Below are 18,284 nucleotides of genomic sequence, written 5' to 3'. Positions count from 1 at the left end.
CGATCAGAGGTCGGCCAGCAGCATGATTTGTTGGGCTTGAACCTGGACCTGTTCCAGGATACCGGCGTCGATCAGACGCCCCTCGGCATCAAAGGGCTTCTGCGCCACGGTGTTCACGGCGATACCCAGCGGGGTGGGCCAGCCCCGCATCGCATGGACGATCCCGCGCAGCGCCGTCAGGGTCACGCCGCCCGCCTGCCAGCCCGCCGCCGTGACCGCCAGCCCGACCGGCAGCCCGTCAAAATAGACGCGGTCGTCGTCGCGCAAATCCTCCAGCAGATCGATGGCGTTCTTCACCAGGCCGGAGACGCCGCCATGATAACCGGGCGACCCGATGACCAAGCCGTTCGCGGCGCGTACCGCGTCCACGAACTCGCGCTGCTCCGCCGTACGCTGGCGGTTTTCGGGTGCGAAATGCGGCAGGACCGCCAGGTCGGCGCCGCCGAACAGCCGGGTTTCGGCCCCCAGGGCGGCGGCGGCCGACAGTACGGCCGCCACCATGCGCTCTCCCGATGACCCCGGACGGGTGGTGCCGCCGAAGCCGACGATCAGCGGCCGGCTCATCTCCCCCCCTCCCTGAGGGCCGGGATGACCTTCCGGGCCATGAGGTCCAGCGTCTGGTTGGCGTAGGCCATGCGCTGTTCCGTCAAGGGGCCGGTCAACATGCCGCAAAGGATGTTGCCGATGCCCAGTTCCTGGTAGGGCCGCAGATGCTCGATCACCGTCTCGGGGCTGCCGTAAAGGCACCAGGTGCCGATCCAGTCTTCCGTCAGGGCGTTGGGGGTCCGGTCCGTCTTCTTGTTGGCTTCCGTCGCCTCGGCCTTGGCGTTGAAAGCCGCCTCGCGGTCAACGGCCTCCTGGTAGACGGTCAGGATGTCCTCCAGTTCCCGGCGGGCCTGCGCGTCGGTTTCCGCCACATGCACACACTGATAGGTGTGCGTCGACCAGGACAGGGCGTCGGCGACCACGTCGGACGGATGGCCGGCCGCCATCAGCATGTCCCGATACGCGGTGAAATATTTGCGGACGTGGACCATGGGCTCCGTCCCGCCGATCCGGGGCGGGGTGAAGGCCGGAATGAAGGCGGGCCAGCCATGGTCCGCCGCGCGCCGCGCGCTGCTTTCCTTCATTGCCACCGGCATCAATTTGGCATGGCCCGCGCTGTAGGCCACCGGCGCGATACGCTGCACCACCTCGCCCTTGTAATGGCCGTTGTCAAAAGTGACCGGCGCGTCATGCGGGGCCTTGGCCCATAAGGTTTCGGCGATGGCCAGGTTCTCCTCCGCCAGGCGGGAGGCTTCCTTGTAGTTCACGCCGAAGCCGATCATCTCTTCCGGCGTCGTGCCACTGCCCACGCCGACCAGTATCCGACCCTGGGTCAGTTGATCCAGGATGTTGATGCGCTCGACGAACCGCACGGGATGGTGCAGCGGCACCGTGGTGACCGAGAAGCCGAAATGCACCCGCTTCAGACGCGACGCTAGGTACGCCGCGAACATGAAGGGATCGGACGCCATGGGCATATAGCCGGTGAAATGGTGGTCCGGCAGGAAGACGGCGTCGAAACCGGCCGCTTCCGCCCGTTCCGCATGATCGATCATGCCCAGCATCACAGCACGGTCTTGCTCCGGCCCCATGGAGCGAGCGTTCAGAAAGGTCGAGAAGCGCACTGTTTCCTCCGTTAGGTCGCCCTGTTCCGGCCCCGGCCCGTTCTATGGCGGTCCAGCCGGCCGCATCACGCCGGACTCGGCAAGCAAATTAGAATTGATATTCTTAATTTGTAACCAGCCAAACCGATTGGCGTCAACCGAAACCCACCAGCGGCGTCAGAAATCGCTTTTCTTCGGGAAAATCTACGGCTCCGCCCCTGGGCCACCGACTCCCGCGTTGACAAAACAGTTCCCCCATCCTCATTATTTTCAAAATAATTATTCTGTTACGGCGCACGACGCCGGAGGGAGGATATTCATGGTGGATCGGGCGATCGACGCTCCGACTCAGGGCGCCCAACGCAAGGCCGGTTTGGGACAGGGGATCATCCTGGTGATCAGCGGATTCCTGCCCATTCTGGCGATCATCTCGCTGGCCCCGGCCGTACCGACCATCCTGGACCATTTCCACGATGTCGCGAACGCATCGCTGCTGGTGCCGGTGCTGGTCTCAGCGCCTGGCTTGGCCATCGCCGTGCTGGCGCCCTTCGCCGGGCTGGCTGTTGACCGGTTCGGCCGGCGGCCACTGCTGGTCTGGTCGACGCTGCTCTATGGCATCGCGGGCGCCCTGCCCTATTTCCTGGACAGCCTGTATTCCGTCATCGCGTCCCGGCTGTTGCTCGGGGTGACGGAGGCAGCGATCCTGACCATCGTCAACACCCTCATCGCCGACTATTACGACCCGGCGGGCCGCCGCAAATGGCTGGTCATCCAAGGCGTGACCGGCTCAGCGCTGGCCCCCGCCGTGATCGCGGCCTCCGGCCTGCTGACCGAACTGCGCTGGAACGGCGTTTTCCTCATCTACCTCATCGCCCTGCCCATTTTCGCGGGCATGTACGCCCTGATCTTCGAGCCTGGGAAATCCACCACGGCAGATTCAAGCGCCGGCGGCCGCACTCCCGCCTTCCCGCTGCAGGCCGTGGCCTTGTATGGCGCGGTCACCCTTCTGGCCTCCACGATTTATTACGTCTTCATCATCCAAGGCGGTTTGGTGTTCCGCGAAGTCGGGATCGACAGCCCCAGCCGGGTGGGCACCTTGATCTCCGTGGCCAGCATCGGCGTTCCCATCGGCACGCTGCTGTTCGGCTATCTCGGCAAACGGACCACGGCACTGCAGTTGGCGGGCGTCTTCGCCTTGCTGGGCGTGGGCCTCACGGGCGTGGGGCTGTCCAGCGACTACAAGATCATGGTGGCCCTTCTGCTGCTGCAGCAAATGGGCGCCGGCCTGACGGTGCCATCCCTGATCGCCTGGGCGCAGGGCGTGCTGCCCTTCGCCCATCGCGGGCGCGGCATGGGCATCTGGGCGTCCTGCTTCTTTCTCGGCCAATTCACCAGCCCCTTCTTCGTCGCCGGCGCCAGGGCGCTGACGAACGGAACGGTACAGGCGGCCTTCGTCACCATGGGCCTCGTAGCCCTGGCCGCCGGCATCGTGGCGCTGACGGCCCTGCTCAAGGCCAAGCCGTCCCCCGCCGACGTCCTTCCCTGAGCCGGCGACGGCCCCAACACCCCTTTTCCATCCAGGAGTTTCCCCATGTACCTCGCAGCGTGCATCGAGTGGCTGTTCGCCGCCGAGCATCCGTCCTTCCCTGATCGCATCCACGCCGCCAAGGCCGCCGGACTGAAGGCGGTGGAATTCCACCTGTGGCGGGACAAGCCGCTGGACGACGTCCGCCGCGCCCTGGATGAGACCGGGGTGCAGTTGGCCAGCATGGTGGTCGAACCACGGCGTAGCCTGGTCGATCCCGCCCAGCATGAGGAATTCCTGGCGGCAGTGCGCGACAGCCTGCAGGCCGCGCAGCGGACCGGGGCGCGGGCCCTGGTGGTGGCGTCCGGCTTCACCCGGCCGGAGGTGTCACGCCAGGAACAGCACGAAGCCGCCGTCGGTGTCCTTAAGCGGGCGGCGGCGTTGGCCGAGCAGGCCGGCATCCCGCTGGTGCTGGAACCGCTCAACACCCGCGTCGAACATCCGGGCATGTTCCTCGACAGCACGGCCGAAGGGCTGGACATGGTGGAGGAGGTTGGCAGCCCCAACCTGCGCCTGCTCTATGACATGTACCACTCCACCGTCATGGAGGAAGACCCGGCCCAGGTTCTGGCCGGACGGTTCCACCTGGTGGGGCATGTCCAGGTGGCCGACGTGCCGGGCCGGCATCAGCCGGGCAGCGGCTCGGTGGATTGGGCGCGCTACATCGGCATCCTGCGGGAGCTGGGATACACCGGCGCCGTGGGCCTGGAATACAAGCCCCAGGGCCCGACCTTGGAAACGCTGGCGACGGCCCGTGCCGCGCTGGGCCTGTAACCTCACAGCGGAGTCTGCGGCGATGTCCACGCGAAATGGGGGTGGCATCGCCCTCCCCACCTCTCCCCACCCATCCACCACCGCCATCGGGGGGGACGCCAGCGCGTCTCCACCCGGCGGCCGTCTTCCCTGGAAGGCCAAGATCAGCTACGGCGCCGGCGACTTCGCCTTCGGCCTCTGCTGGAACATGGTCGGGGCCTTCCTGCTCTATTTCTATACCGATGTGGCGCTGCTGCCGGTGGGCGTGGTCGGCACCCTGTTCCTGCTGTCGCGGCTGCTGGATGCCGGCATCGACCCCGTGGTCGGGGTGCTGGTGGACCGCACACGCAGCCGCTGGGGACGGACCCGCCCCTATTTCCTCTACGGCGCGGTGCCCTTCGGCCTGTTTTCGGTGGCCGTCTTCTACGTGCCGCCCCTTGGGGACACGGGCAAGCTGGTCTGGGCCGGCGCCACCTTCATCATCCTGGGCCTGCTGTTTTCCATCGTGAACATTCCTTACAGCGCCCTGCTGCCCATGATGACGGGCCGCCAGGAGGAACGGGTGCAGGTCAGCAGCCTGCGTTCCGCCGGCACGGCCCTGTCCGTCATCTTCGCCACCGCCGGCACCATGCCCCTGGTGACGGCGCTGGGCGGCGGGGACAAGGCCCAGGGCTTCCTGCTGACGGCCCTGCTGGCGGCCGGCGTCTCGGTGGCGCTGATCCTGAACCTCTTCGCCAACTGCCGCGAAGTCATCCACGACGGGGGCGAGGAGCCGCCGGCCACCTTGTCGGCCATCTCGAATATGGTCCGCAACCGGGCCTGGCTGGTGGTGTTCGTGTTCACCACCCTGAACTTCATCCGCTTCGGCGCCGTGCTGGCGGTGACGGCTTATTTCGCCCTGAATGTCCTGCATCAGCCGTGGATGATCTCCATCCTGCTGCCGGCGATCTCCGGCACGCTGCTGATCGGATCGGCGATCGCGCCGCCCTATCTGCGCCGCTTCGGCATGCGCCAGGGCAACCGCCTGGTGCTGATCCTTGCCACCGGGCTGTACCTGGTCCTCCCCCTGGCGGAGGGCCAGCCCTGGCTGTTCCTGACGATCTATGTCCTGGCCTCGGTCCTCATCAGCGTGACCATGACGGCGATCTTCGCCATGGCGGCCGAAACCGTGGACTATCACGAGGCCCGTTTCGGCGTCCGGCATGAGGGCTTGCTGTCGGCGGGCATCAGCCTGTCGACCAAGATCGGCATGGCCCTGGGCGGCGCCGTCATCGCCTATGGCCTGGCATGGGTCGATTATAATCCGGCCGCCGTCAGCGATGGCGCCGTCCACATGGTGCACGCGCTTTATTACGTGCCCGCGGTCGTGGTGCTGCTCCTGCAAACCCTCTGCATCAGCTTCTATCCCGCGATACCCAAGCGCCCCCAGGCCTGAAAGCGGCATAAGAAAAGGGCGCGGCGATCAGGCCGCCGCGCCCCCAGTACCGGCATGGAAAGGAAGAGTCACGCCGGGATGTCGAGTTCCTTCGCGTCCCGCGTGGTCGGCACGAAGGGCAGGTAGGAGACACGGATACGCTCCGACAGCTGCAGACGGTGCCGGCCGGGCGCCAGGCCGTTGGGGCGCCGCACCGTCACCGCCGCCTTCTCGCCGAAGTTCCAGCGTTCGGTGTATTCCGTCTCCATCTCGTCCAGCGTCCAGGTGCGCCCGCGCACGGTGAAGCGGACATCCTGGCGGGAAACCGGTTCACCATCGATGACGACGCCGATGTCCTCCACCATGGAAAGGCCGATGCCGCGGTAGTAGGGAAGCCGCGCCAGGAAGGTGAACCCCACCACCTGGCCGTCCTCGACCACATTGCCGAAGCCTTCTTCGCAGATCATATACTTGTCGAACATTGCGGCCTCTCCCCTCAGGCGGCGCTGACGGCGGCCTGCGGCTCGCCGATCAGCTTCTTGAACATTTCCTGCTGGCGGCGGACCTGCTCGATGGAATCAACCGGGAAGGCGTCCTGGATCCAGCGGTTGCCTTCGTATTCCGAGCAGATGTAACCCTTGTAACCGCCCTGCTTCAGCACGCGGATGATCTCGTCATACGGGATGGACGGTTCCACCAAATCTTCCGTCATCTCGTAGAACTTGGCGTGGATGTTCCAGATGCGGTCCATGTGGTCCAGCATGCGCTTGGGCTCGAACGCCGCGTTGTGGCGCAGGGTGGTGGCCATGCCGATGGCGGGCCCGACGCCGCCCATCTTCTCCACCTCCAGGATCACATACTCGCTCAGGACGCGATCCTCGTAGGCCTTGCAGATGTAGTCGGCGATGTGCGGGGGCACGCCGTCGCGCATGAACTTCTCCTTCCACACGGGCGGGAAGGCGAACAGGAACATGCCCATGTCCGGCAGGAAGCCGAGATAGTCGGAGCCCGACTTCTCGAACGCCTCGGCATGGCGGATGATCCAGGGATGATCGAAATGCAGCGGCGCATGCACCTCGATCAGGATGCGCACGTTGCGGCTTTCCGCATAGTCGGCGCACGCCACCAGCACCTTGGGGTCGATGGAGACCAGGGCACGGGTGTAGGGACAGCCGAGCCGGGCCGCATGGTCGATATCGACCTTGCAGGAGGCCACCTGCTCCTCGAACGGCATCGGCCGGTCCTTGTATTTCTTATAGTCCAGCATGAAGTCGTGGCAGACCGGCGTCGTGCCGTACTTGGCCATCAGGGCGTGCCAGTTGTCGTAGACCGACGGGTCCAGCGGATTGGGATAGTCGGGAAACGTCTGCTCGCTGATGAGTTCGATGCCCTTGGCGCCCATCTCGGCGGAGACCTTGATCAGGTCCTCCAGCGACTTCTGCCGCAGGAAATATTCTTCCTGGTAACTGTAGAGGCTGACGCCCCGCTTGATGTCGTACGTCGACATGGAAGCTGTCCTTGTCAGATGCGGCCCCGCCGGGAGCCGGTTTGGACGGCGGTCTCAGGCTTGAGCCCGATCTCTTGGATTCCGGAGAGCGAACCCGCGCCTCCCTGCGCGCGTCGCCCGGTAATGGCGGCCGTGTGCGCCGGGAAACCGGCAGGGGCCGCCATGACATTATATCGATATCAATATTATTATTCTTGTTCTTGAAAATCAATCGTCCTGCAAATGATGCGCTCCAGTCACAGCCCAAGCAGCCTGCGGTTCAGCGCCGTGTCGCCCCCGGCATCGGCGAAATCGTCGAACGCCCGCTCCGTCACACGGATGATGTGGTCCTGGATGAACCGGGCCCCTTCGCGGGCGCCATCCTCAGGATGCTTCAAGGCGCATTCCCACTCCAGCACGGCCCAGTTGGGATAGTCGTAGGCCGCCATCTTGGAGAAGACGGCTTTGAAATCCACCTGGCCATCCCCCAGCGACCGGAACCGTCCAGGCCGGTCGATCCAGTTTTGGTAACCGCCATAGACACCTGACCGGCCATTGGGCCGGAACTCCGCATCCTTCACATGGAAGGCGCGAATCCGCTCATGATAGATGTCGATGAAGGCCAGATAGTCCAACTGCTGCAACACGAAGTGGCTGGGATCGAACAGGATGTTGGCGCGGCGGTGCTGACCAACGGCATCCAGGAAGCGTTCGAAGGTGGCGCCATCGTGCAGATCCTCCCCCGGATGCAGCTCGAAGCAGACATCGACGCCAGCGTCGTCGAACGCGTCCAGAATGGGCCGCCAGCGCCGGGCCAGCTCGGCGAACGCCTCCTCCACCAGGCCCGACGGCCGCTGCGGCCAGGGATAGAGGTAGGGCCAGGCCAGCGCACCGGAGAAGGTGGCGTGCCCCGCGAGCCCCAGGTTGGCGCTGGCCCGGGCGGCCAGCCGCATCTGCTCCACCGCCCAGACCTGCCGCGCCGCCGGATCGCCCCGCACGGACGGGTCGGCGAACCCGTCGAACTGCGCGTCATAGGCGGGATGGACGGCGACCAGTTGTCCCTGCAAGTGCGTGGACAGTTCGGTGACCGCCAAGCCGTGGGTGGCAAGCGTGCCCGTGACCTCCTGCGCGTAGTCGCGGCTTTCCGCCGCCAGGCGCAGGTTGAAAAGGCGGGCGTCCCAGCTGGGGATCTGCACCCCCTTAAAGCCCAGGTCCGCAGCCCAGGCGGCGATGTTGGCCAGGCTGTTGAAGGGGGCGGCATCGCCGGCGAATTGCGCCAGGAAGATGCCCGGCCCTTTGATCGTGCGCATGGGTTTTCCTTTCCTGTCAGATCGGGCCTTCAGACGGCCAACTGAACCCAGCCGCCACCGGTGGCGCTGTTGGCGACGGCGGTTTCGATGAAGGCCATGCCCCGCAAGCCGGCGTCCACGCCCGGCAACGCGCCATCCGGGGGCATGCGGCCGGCATGGATGGCGGCGGCGAAATCGCGATACAGGTTGGCGAAGGCCTCGATATAGCCCTCGGGATGGCCGATGGGCAGGCGCGTGGCGGCCCGCGCCGCCGCCCCCAGGGCCCCGCCGCCGGCATGCAGCACCTCGGTCCGGCCGTCCAATCCATTGATGGTCAGGGTATTAGGGGTCTCCTGCGACCAGTCGATCCCGGCTTCGGTGCCGAAGACCCGCAGGCGCAAACCGTTCCGGTCACCCGCGGCGATCTGGGAGGCATGCAGCACCCCGGGCACACCCGCGGGCGTGCCGTCATCGAACCGCAGCAGGATGTTGCAGTCGTCATCCAGGCGCCGGCCCGGCACCAGGGTGGAAAGGTCGGCGCACAGGCGGGCGACCGGCTTGCCGGTGACGAACTCCGCCAGGTTGAACGCATGGACACCGATGTCGCCGATACAGCCGCCGGCGCCGGAGCGGCTGGGGTCGGTACGCCAGCCCGCCTGCTTCAGGCCCGTGGTTTCCAGCGGGGTGGACAGCCAGCCCTGGCTGTATTCCACCACCACCTTGCGCAGGCGGCCGATACGGCCCGCCGCCACCAGCGCCCGGGCCTCGCGAACCAGGGGATAGCCGGTATAGGTATGGGTCAGGGCATAAAGGCCGCGCGCGCCAGCGGCAACATCCGCCAGGTCGCGCATCTCCGCCAGGGAGAGGGCGGCGGGCTTATCGCACATGACATGCAGGCCCGCCCGCAGGGCGTGGGTGCTGGCCGGCCCGTGGACATGGTTGGGGGTGACGATGGCCACCGCGTCGATGCCATCGGCCCGTTCCCGCTCGGCGGCGATCATGGCCGCGTAGCTGGGATAGGCCCGGTCGGGATCGACACCATAGCTGGCGCCCCCCTGGCGCGACCGCTCAGGGTCGCTGCTGAACGCGCCGGCGACCAGGCGGAACCGGCCATCCAACTCCGCCGCCATGCGATGAACGGGCCCGATGAAACTGCCAGGGCCCCCACCGATGAGGCCAAGGCGCAGAACGGGACTTGGCATCCCTTCCTCCCTAAAGGTCATATTTTGCGGAAAATCCGCAGGTCCTTGGGCAGGCGCGTGACCAGCCCCCCCACAACCAGCAGCAAGCCCGCCACCACGGGCAGGGTCGTCAGGAAACTTTGGCGCGCGTGAACGGAATCAAGGTCGGGGGCCAGGGCGAAGTAGAGGCTGCCGATCAGCGCGGCGCCGGTCGCGGCCCCCAACTGCTGAAGGGCCTTCATGGTACCCGATGCCGCCCCGGCATGCGCCACGTCGACATCCGACAAGGTCACAGGCCCCAGCGGGCCACCGGTCAACCCCATGCCCGTACCTGTCACCAGCAACGCGCCGCCAATCACCATCAGGGGCGCTTGCGCCAGGATCAAGGCGAACAGCGCCACCAGGCCGGCCAACATGATCCCCACGCCGATGCCGATGAGACGCAGACCGATGCGCGGCAGCGCCCGCCGGGCGACGACGCCGATCGCCACCGAGGCGCCCACGGCATAGGGCACATGCACCAGGGCCGTCTCCAAGGCTGAACAACCCAAACCGTATTGCAGCGTCAAGGTCAGGATGAACAACAGCCCCGCCGTCACCGCCTGGAAACAGAGGGAGATGCAAACCCCAACGGTGAAACCCCGGTTGGCGAACAGCTCGGGATCCACCAGGGCGGTGCCCGTGACCGACCGCCGCCGAACATGGCGCAGGAACAGCAAGCCCAGAACAGGGGCCGCGGCCAAGGACGCCAGACACCACCAGGGCCAGCCGGCCTCCCTCCCCTGCATCAGCGGCAGGATGACGGCCAGCAAGGTCGCGGCGATCAGCAGCGTGCCCGGCACATCCACGCCGCTGGCCCGAGACGAGCGGCCGGACGGCAGGACGCGCCATGCGCCAATAAGGCCGGCCACGCCCAGCGGGCCATTAATCAGGAAGATCGGGCGCCAGCCGAGCCCGAACAGGTCCGCCTCGATCAACAGGCCCCCCAGGATGGGCCCGAGAACGGCCGCGAGCCCACCCAGCACGCCGAAAATGGCCAGCGCGCCAATGCGCTCCGCCGGTGGGTACATCACCTGGATCAGCGACATCACCTGGGGCAGCATCAAGGCGGCCGCAGCACCCTGCGCCAGCCGCGACAGCACCAGCATAACCGGGCTGGCCGCAGCACCGCATAGCAGTGAGGTGGCGGTGAAACCGGCCACCCCCACCATGAACAGGCGGCGGTAGCCATGGGTATCCCCCAGCCGGCCGCCCGTTATCAGCAGCACGGCGAAGGCGACGGCGTAACCGGCCACCATCCATTGCATGGCCGCCGGCCCGGCCCCGAGATCCCGCTGGATGGAGGGCAAGGCGACGTTGACGATGGTGAGGTCGATCAAGTCCATCATGAACGCGCCGGCAACGATGACCAGGGCCGACTTCCGCCGACCGGGGGACATCGCGGCAGCCTGGTCGATGGCGGATATCGCCACGGGCCGTGGGCCCGCCGAAGCCTCGCCGATCATTTGGCCCCCGCGCTGAACTCCGCCCATTCCTCCACGATCTTGCCGCAGCGCAGCCGATCGTGCTGGGTGATGACGGCGCCCGCCTCCCCGGCCTTGAGCTGGCCATGGAAATGGACCACCCCGACGTCGCCCTCCATGGTCACCGTCTCGATGACGAAGCGCGCGCCCGGCAGGCCTGTCATCTTTTCCCACTGGGCGATGGTGCTGTCGCGGGTAGCGCCGAAGGGTGGGTTGCGCTGGACCATGTCGGCGGCGGCGAAGGTCTCATAGGCGCCGCGGGCATCCTTGCGCACCAGCAGCTGGGTCGCGAAGTCCTGGAACAGTTTCGGGGACTCACCCTGCCTCGCGGCCTGCCCCGGGGGACAACCACCCCCATCCGCCGCCTGTGCCGTCGCCGTGGCGCCCAAGATCCCCATCCCGCAGAGCACGGCGGCCCGGTACCAACGCATGTCGCTCCTCCCCTTTATTGTCCTGGCGGCGCTCAGCAGCGCTTCGCAAGCCATAACATGAATTCAGATTATAATTCTATATGACATGCGCTACAATGGTCCGGCTGGCGACATTCACTCCCATCCCAGCATTCCCCCGCCGCCCCTCCCCAATGGGAGGTGGCGGCTTTTTTCAACCGCTCCTGCTCGCGCTTTCCAAGGGGCCTGAGTCCATGCAAGGGTCGAACTTTTAATAATAAGTATTTTTATTCTCATTGATTGCCGCGAAGGCCGCTTTGTTGTAAGCCATCACCATTATAAAAATCGGGAGGCGCTACTCGTGAGGGCGTTCAAGATGTTGGCGGGCGCGGCCGTCGCCCTGTTCCTGTTGCCGGCCGCCGCGTCGGCGCAGCCGACCGTCCAGCTCAGCTCCGGTGAAATCCGCGGCGCCGAAAAAGGCGCGGTCGACGAATTCCTGGGCATTCCCTACGCCCAGGCCCCGGTGGGCCCGCTGCGTTGGCATGATCCCTTGCCGGTCAAGGCGTGGCAGGGAGTGCGCGACGCCACCCAGGCGTCGCCGGCCTGCTACCAGGGCCCGCCTGGCAAATTCGGCCCCTTCACGTCGGAGTTCCTGATCCAAGGCCCGGTTTCGGAGGACTGCCTCTACCTGAATGTCTGGAAGCCGCGCCAGGCCCACGGCAAACTGCCGGTGTTCGTCTACATCCACGGGGGCGGCTTTGGCAGCGGGTCCGGCACCATCCCGGTTTACGAAGGCGGCGGCCTGGCAGCCAAGGGAGCGGTCGTCGTCACCATAAACTACCGGCTTGGCGTGTTCGGCTTCCTGGCCCACCCCGAACTCACCCAGGAATCGGCCCTGCATAGTTCAGGCAACTACAGCCTGCTCGACATGATCGAAGCGCTGAAATGGGTCCGCGCCAACATTGCCAAGTTCGGCGGCGACCCCGACACACTGACCATCGCCGGCCAGTCCGCCGGCGCCGCCGCGGTCAATGACCTGATCATGTCGCCGCTTGCCAAAGGCCTGTTTCAGCGCGCGGTGGCACAGAGTGGCTCGGCCATGGGCATCCACATGCCGTCGCTGGCCGAAGCGGAGGCGACGGGCGTCACGTTCGCGGAGAAGGTGGGCGCCAAGTCGTTGGCCGAATTGCGCGCCATACCAGCCGACGCGCTGCAGCAGGCCGCCAACGTCCCGCCACCAACCCCTGGCGCCAAGCCCGTAAGGCCGACCATTGTGTTCGCCCCGAACCTGGACGCCGTCATCGTCACCGGGGACCCTGAAGATCCAGCGGCCCCGGTGGCGAGCAGGGTGCCGCTCATGACCGGCTTCAATGCCGATGAGGGCACCCTGTTCGGCAATAGCGAGCTGACCGCCACCGACTTCACCGCCCTGGTTCGGGAGCGCTATGGTCAATCCGCCGACCGCTTGCTGGCGGTGTACCCCCACGCCACCGATGCCGAGGCCCGCGCCTCATACAAGCTGTTGGCGCAAGACCGTTACATGGCCGGCCTGGTCTTGTGGGCCCAGACACGGACGGCCGCCAGCGGGCAGGCCGTCTACATCTACCTTTACGATCATCCGTATCCAGCCACCGGCGATGGCCAGGATTTCGGCGCTTTCCATACCGCCGAGGTGCCTTACGTGATGGGCGCCCTGGACAAGGGCGGCCGTGTCTTCACCGACCGGGACCGCGCCGTTTCGCGCGCGCTCCAAACCCACTGGCTGGCCTTCATGAAGAAGGGCGATCCCACCCTCCCCGGTGACGCATGGCCTAGGGTGGCCACCGGCGCCCCCATGGTTATGGGCTTGGGCGATACCACCGGCCCGCGCCAGGGCGTTTCCAGCGAAGCGCGCTTCGAGGCGTTCAGGGACTACGTCGCCTCCGGTGGCAAGCTTTCGCTTTTTTAGAGGGTTGGTGCCGCAAAAATAGCGGCGGGAAATTCCAAATGGCCCGGCCCATTAAAATTCACCTTGGGGGCCGCATGGGGACATCGGGAGCCGCCGAGCTCAAACCCGGTTACCTCCGTCAATCCCGATAGGGATCAATCTGCCGCAACCTCGCCAGGTGAGGCGCCTGGGCCGCCTCATCCAGGAAAGACCCGGTGATGCTGTTGCGGGCCAGCCGCGCCAGCTGCGCCCGGTCCAGGCCCAGGGCCGCCGCCACGCGCACATAGTTGTCCAGCAGATAGCCGCCGAAATAAGCCGGGTCGTCGGCGTTGACCGTGGCCTTCAGCCCCAGGTCCAGCATGCGCCGCAGGGGATGCGCCTCCAGGCTGGGCACGACGCAGAGCTTGAGGTTGGACAGCGGGCACACCGTCAGCGTCGTGCCCTGGTCAACTAGGCGGCGGGTCAGTGCCTCGTCCTCCAGCGCGCGGTTGCCATGGTCCAGGCGATCCACGCCCAGGATGTCCAGCGCCTGCCAGACATAGTCGGGCGGCCCCTCCTCCCCCGCGTGGGCCACCAACCTCAGCCCCCGCTCCCGCGAGGCCTGGAACACCCTGGCGAACTTCGACGGGGGGTTGCCGACCTCGGATGAATCAAGGCCAACGCCCTTGATGCGGTCCAGATAGGGCTCCGCCGCCTTCAGCGTGGCGAAGGCCGACTCCTCATCCAGGTGGCGCAGATAGCAGAGGATGAGATGGGAGGTGACGCCCAGTTCATCCTTCGCTGCCACCATGCCGGCCAGCAGACCATCGGCCACGACCCGGAAGGGGATGCCCCGGTCGGTATGGGTCTGGGGGTCGAAGAAGATCTCGGCATGTACGCCGCCGTCCGCCGCCAGCCGGCGGAAATAGGCCAGCGCCAGGTCGTGGAAATCCTCCTCCGTGCGCAGCACCTGGGCGCCCTGGTAATAGATATCCAGGAAGTCCTGGAGGTTGGTGAAGGCGTAGGCGGCCCGCACCTCCTCCACCGTGCGGAAGGGCAGCGCCACGCGGTTGCGGCGGGCGAACGCGAACATCTGCTCCGGTTCCAGGCTGCCTTCTATGTGCAGGTGCAGCTCCGCCTTGGGCAGGCCGCGGATGAAATCGGCCAAGGGTGGGGCAAGGGTATCGGTCATGGTCGCTCCTGATCCCCGGGGAACCGCCCCCAGGGATCGCTGGTCTTCAGAAATGGGTGGACAGTTCCAAGCCGTAGGTGCGCGGGTTGGTGAATACGCCGGCGTAGCCGTTGACGTTCACGGCGCTGGTCAGGACGGAGGCGTCGGTGATGTTGCGCACCCAGGCCGCGACCTGCGTGCGGCCGAAGCGATAGCCCGCCCGGGCCCCGCCCTCCCAATACCCCTGCCCCCGGAATTGCGGCTGGACGAAGCTGGTCAGCTGAAAATTCTCATCGCCGCGATAGGTCCAGTCGGTACCCAGGAACAGCTCCCGCCCGCCGCCCAGCGGATAGGTGTAGTCGGCCGTCAACGAGGCGGTCCATCGCGGGGCGAAGGGAAAGGGCTGGCCGGCGATGTCCAGGGGGTGGCCGGGATTGCGGGGGTCGTCCACCTCCGTCGGGCCCTGGATCTCAGTCTTCACAAAGCCGAGATTGGCGCCCAGCAGCAGGCCGTCCGTCACCTGCAGCTTGCTCTCCAGCTCAAAGCCGGTGCCGACACCGCCCTTGGCGTTGATCAGGCGGATGATTTCCTGCCCCGCCCCCAGGGTGCTGTAGGCCACCAGTTGCTGGTTGCGGTAGACGTAGTGGAAGACCGACAGGTCGGTACGCAAGCGCCGGCCGAAGAAGTCGCCCTTCACCCCAGCCTCGTACGAGGTCACCGTTTCGGGATCGGCCTTCTGCAACGGGTCGAACATGGCCTGCCCCGTGATCACGCCGGCGTGGTACCCCTCCGCCACGCGGGCGTAGAGGTTGATCTGGTCATCCAGGCGGTAGGCCACGCTGCCATCGTAGGTGAATTTGCCCCAGCGGCCGTCGGTGCTGGAAAACCGGGGCAGGAACCAGGGGCCGGGGCCCCGACCCGCCACCTTGTAAAACGGATCGGTGGCGAAGTTGGGGAAGGCCGCGAGGTCGGTGGGCTTGGGCGTGAAGGAGGATGAGTCCTGCCAGAAGTCCACCGCGTCGACAGTGTAGCGCAGGCCGGCCGTCAGGGTCAGGCGCTCGGTGGGGGAATAGTTGGCCTGGCCGAAGGCCGCACCGCTGTGGCTGCGCTGGCGCGCCCGCTGATAGGCGCCGAAGCCAGGCATGCCATCCGCCGTCTGGAAGCTGTTGTTGGCGGTGGTGTTCCAGTAGTTCAAATCCTCGGAGAAATAGTAGAGGCCACCCTGCCAGCCAAAGGGCCCGCCGGGGTTGGAGGCGAGACGCAGCTCCTGCGTCACCTGGGTCAGCCCGTCGACGTCGGACGCGTTGACCAGCGCAGGCCGGGGGGAACCATCCACGTCGCCGACACTGAACATGCTGCCGGTCAGCCAGGCGGTGATGGAGGTCAGGGTGACGTCGTCGAATTCATAGGCGGCGTTCAGGGTGACACCGCGCGTGGTCACCTTCTGCCGGTTGTTGTTATCGCTCTCCTCCGCGATGTCATACTTGTCGAAGGGCAGGATGCCGACGGTCGCATCGGTGCCGGCGCCGTGGAACAGCGTGGAGGTGCCGTCCAGTGAGCGGCCGAAGGCCTGGACCAGGGCGGTGAAGCGCTCGCCGGGCTTCCACTGCACCTGCACCCGGCCCGCCAAATCGTCATAGCCGTCCAGCTTGTTCCCCGTGACCACATTGCGCACCCACGGGTCGCGGTGCTGATACAGGACGGACGCCCGGGCCGTGAGGCCGTCGCCCAGGCTGCCACCCACCGCCGATTCCGCGGTGTAGCTGCTGAAATTGCCATAGGTGACGTCGGCATAACCCTCGGTCGCGTCCGTGGGCTTGCGGGACACCAGATGCACGGCGCCCGCCGTGGTGTTCTTGCCCCACAGCGTGCCCTGGGGACCGCGCAGCACCTCGACCCGTTCCAGGTCGAAAGCGGGCATGCCCTTCAGTACCGGGTTCTCCAGCACCACGTCGTCATAGTACAGCGCCACCGGCTGCGAGGCGTTCAGGGTGAAGTCCTCGTTGCCCAGCCCCCGGATGTAGAAGCGTGGATAGACGCGGCCAAAGGTGGACTCGGCGTTCAAGTTGGCCACGCGCCCGGACAGCACGCGGATATCATCACCCGACACCGCCAGGCCGCGCATGTCGTCGCCGTTCATGACGCTGACGGACAGCGGCACCTGCTGCAGATCCTCCGTCCGTTTCTGCGCCGTGACCACGATCTCCTCCAAGGCGGGCGGGCCGTCCGCCGTCTCTGCCGCCCGCGCGACCGCCGGCCCTTCCCCCGCCGCCAACGCCACCAGCGCCGCCGCCGTCGTCACCCTCATGAGTCTCATCATTTTAACTCCCATCGTTCATGCCCTGTCCGCTGCCGCCACGCCATCACCCTGGCGGTGCAGTCCATTTTAATTAAACGTTTCATTTTTTAGGCACAAAAAGGCGCACTCAACGGCTCAGCGCCGCCGAACTGATCCCCTGTATTTCCCATGCTCGCCTGGAGTTTTTCGCTCGTCAAGGTGAGATTATGCTTTTTTAAACGATTCATAATTGTCCAGCACTTGACGAGTTGTCCTCGCCCTCATCAACTGGCCCCAGCCATGCCCCTTCCCATTTCCACCGGGATTCGGCTGAAATACGCCACAAACGTTTAACCAGCCCGTCACCCCAGAGACCTCGATGACCAAAGATGAAAACAGCGGCAAACGCCCCACCCTGAAGGACGTGGCGCTGGCGGCGGGCGTGTCGGTGGCCACGGCGTCGTACGCCCTGAACGACGTCGGTTCCGTGGGCGGTGACACGCGCCGCCATGTGCTGGAGGTCGCGGCGCGCCTGGGCTATCGCCCCAACCTGAGCGCCAAGGCCATGCGCACAGGCAAGACCAGCGCCATCGGCCTGATCCTGCCCGACCTCACCAACCCGTTCTTTCCGGCCCTGGCGCAGAATGTCGTCCACGCGGCGCGCGAAAGCGCCTACAGCGTCTTCGTCACCGACACGCAAGGTTCGCACGAGGCCGAGCGCGCCGCCGCCCAGGCCCTGATCCAGCGCGGGGTGGACGGCCTGATCTGGTTTCCCATCAATGACGAGGACACGCTGGCCGACCTGACCGGCAGCCTGCCCGTGCTTGTGCTGGACCGCGACAATCCCCGCCACGACCTGATCCAGATCGACGTCGATTCCGGGGGGCGCATGGCGGCCGAGCGGCTGATCCGGGCGGGGCACCAGCGCATCGGCGTCATTTCCGGCCCGACCGACGTGCGCAGTTCCCGCCAACGGTCCGAAAGCAGCGCCGAGGTGCTGCGCCGGCACGACGCCCTGGCCTGGCACCTGCACAACGCCTATTCCTTCGATTTGGAGCCGGCGGTGGCCGCCGCCGTGGCGGACGGGTCAGCCACCGCGCTGTGCGTGGGCGCCGACCTGATCGCGCTGGGCGCCATCAACACCCTGCGCCAGCGGGGCCTGCGCGTGCCGGAGGATGTTTCCATCATCGGGTTCGACAACATTCCCTACGGCGCGCTGGCCTTCCCCGGCCTCTCCACCATCAACATCCCGGTGGAGGAGATGGGAATCGAGGCGGTGAACACGCTGCTGCGGCGCATCGCCAAGCCAACGGAATCCCGGCGCCGCCTGGTGTTCGACGTGACCTACGTCGAACGCGGCACCGTGGCGCCCCCACCCGCCGCCTGACCCCTGCCGCCCATCCCTTCCCGTTGGCGCATCGGGTGGAAGCCCTCTTCGTGACATTTAAGTGAAACGTATAAGTTGACATTGCGCACGTGCCGCGCTTTAAATATGAAACGTTTCATCACGGACCCACAACGGATCGAGGCACTGCGGCGGGGCCGCAGGGATCACGCAGGGGCCGAAACCAAGAAGGGGTATTGGGGCATGAAGCGGATGATGGGGCGCCGGACGGCGAAGCGGGGAAATGGACTGACCAGGGCGGCCTTGGCGGGCGCC

At 66.2% G+C, this 18,284-nt stretch carries 15 protein-coding genes; 5 read left to right on the top strand and 10 right to left on the bottom strand.

Features of this window, described 5'->3' with window-relative positions; all coding sequences use genetic code 11:
* Positions 1 to 3 precede the first annotated feature (3 nt).
* Together Y958_RS05195 and Y958_RS05190 are read right to left on the bottom strand one after the other, a co-directional pair.
* The gene (locus tag Y958_RS05195) at positions 4 to 564 is read right to left on the bottom strand and encodes an NADPH-dependent FMN reductase (RefSeq protein ID WP_088871167.1); all 561 of its coding nucleotides are present in this window, start codon (positions 562 to 564) and stop codon (positions 4 to 6) included.
* Entirely contained in the window at positions 561 to 1,670 is a 1,110-nt protein-coding gene (locus tag Y958_RS05190; protein WP_004273835.1) for an LLM class flavin-dependent oxidoreductase, read from the bottom strand. Before Y958_RS05190 ends, Y958_RS05195 begins: the two co-directional genes overlap by 4 nt.
* 298 nt (positions 1,671 to 1,968) lie before the next feature.
* On the opposite strand from Y958_RS05190, the gene Y958_RS05185 reads away from it, so the two are divergent.
* The 3 genes from Y958_RS05185 to Y958_RS05175 are packed head-to-tail and all read left to right on the top strand — an operon-like array spanning position 1,969 to position 5,422.
* Positions 1,969 to 3,195, top strand: a complete 1,227-nt coding sequence (locus Y958_RS05185; RefSeq protein WP_244909381.1) for an MFS transporter — start codon at positions 1,969 to 1,971, stop codon at positions 3,193 to 3,195.
* Between the two features lie 45 nt (positions 3,196 to 3,240).
* Entirely contained in the window at positions 3,241 to 4,008 is a 768-nt protein-coding gene (locus Y958_RS05180; protein ID WP_088871166.1) for a hydroxypyruvate isomerase family protein, read from the top strand.
* Between the two features lie 22 nt (positions 4,009 to 4,030).
* A complete protein-coding gene (locus Y958_RS05175) occupies positions 4,031 to 5,422 on the top strand; it encodes an MFS transporter (RefSeq protein ID WP_088871165.1) in 1,392 nt (463 codons plus the stop codon).
* A 68-nt stretch (positions 5,423 to 5,490) separates the two neighbouring features.
* Here Y958_RS05175 and Y958_RS05170 read toward each other — a convergent pair whose 3' ends face one another.
* The 6 genes from Y958_RS05170 to Y958_RS05145 all read right to left on the bottom strand — a co-directional run bounded on the left by Y958_RS05170 (position 5,491) and on the right by Y958_RS05145 (position 11,311).
* Complete coding sequence (locus Y958_RS05170) at positions 5,491 to 5,883, bottom strand: C-glycoside deglycosidase beta subunit domain-containing protein (RefSeq protein WP_088871164.1); 393 nt, start codon at positions 5,881 to 5,883, stop codon at positions 5,491 to 5,493.
* 14 nt (positions 5,884 to 5,897) lie between these two features.
* On the bottom strand, positions 5,898 to 6,908 hold the full coding sequence (locus tag Y958_RS05165) for a sugar phosphate isomerase/epimerase family protein (protein ID WP_088871163.1): 1,011 nt from the start codon (positions 6,906 to 6,908) through the stop codon (positions 5,898 to 5,900).
* A gap of 236 nt (positions 6,909 to 7,144) precedes the next feature.
* The gene (locus Y958_RS05160; protein ID WP_088871162.1) at positions 7,145 to 8,197 is read right to left on the bottom strand and encodes a sugar phosphate isomerase/epimerase family protein; all 1,053 of its coding nucleotides are present in this window, start codon (positions 8,195 to 8,197) and stop codon (positions 7,145 to 7,147) included.
* Between the two features lie 29 nt (positions 8,198 to 8,226).
* Complete coding sequence (locus Y958_RS05155; protein ID WP_088871161.1) at positions 8,227 to 9,378, bottom strand: Gfo/Idh/MocA family protein; 1,152 nt, start codon at positions 9,376 to 9,378, stop codon at positions 8,227 to 8,229.
* Between the two features lie 17 nt (positions 9,379 to 9,395).
* Positions 9,396 to 10,829, bottom strand: coding sequence for an MFS transporter (locus Y958_RS05150; protein WP_186291271.1), 1,434 nt, complete (start codon positions 10,827 to 10,829; stop codon positions 9,396 to 9,398).
* A gap of 29 nt (positions 10,830 to 10,858) precedes the next feature.
* Positions 10,859 to 11,311 carry a nuclear transport factor 2 family protein gene (locus Y958_RS05145; protein ID WP_186291270.1) on the bottom strand — a complete coding sequence of 151 codons (453 nt, stop codon included), beginning with the start codon at positions 11,309 to 11,311 and terminating at the stop codon, positions 10,859 to 10,861.
* Between the two features lie 319 nt (positions 11,312 to 11,630).
* Between Y958_RS05145 and Y958_RS05140 the strand changes: the two genes are divergently transcribed.
* Entirely contained in the window at positions 11,631 to 13,217 is a 1,587-nt protein-coding gene (locus Y958_RS05140) for a carboxylesterase/lipase family protein (protein WP_244909380.1), read from the top strand.
* Between the two features lie 118 nt (positions 13,218 to 13,335).
* On the opposite strand, the gene Y958_RS05135 is transcribed toward Y958_RS05140, so the two are convergent.
* Positions 13,336 to 14,367, bottom strand: a complete 1,032-nt coding sequence (locus Y958_RS05135) for an adenosine deaminase (RefSeq protein WP_088871157.1) — start codon at positions 14,365 to 14,367, stop codon at positions 13,336 to 13,338.
* 46 nt (positions 14,368 to 14,413) lie between these two features.
* Complete coding sequence (locus Y958_RS05130; RefSeq protein ID WP_186291269.1) at positions 14,414 to 16,654, bottom strand: TonB-dependent receptor; 2,241 nt, start codon at positions 16,652 to 16,654, stop codon at positions 14,414 to 14,416.
* Positions 16,655 to 17,003: 349 nt separating this feature from the next.
* Between Y958_RS05130 and Y958_RS05125 the strand changes: the two genes are divergently transcribed.
* Positions 17,004 to 18,011: a LacI family DNA-binding transcriptional regulator gene (locus Y958_RS05125; RefSeq protein ID WP_088871155.1), complete on the top strand. Its 1,008-nt coding sequence runs from the start codon at positions 17,004 to 17,006 to the stop codon at positions 18,009 to 18,011.
* Positions 18,012 to 18,284: the final 273 nt, after the last annotated feature.

Origin of the sequence: Nitrospirillum viridazoti CBAmc, from assembly GCF_000730165.1 — a bacterium.
GTDB lineage: Bacteria > Pseudomonadota > Alphaproteobacteria > Azospirillales > Azospirillaceae > Nitrospirillum > Nitrospirillum viridazoti.
This window is presented reverse-complemented; position numbering and strand designations above follow the sequence as displayed.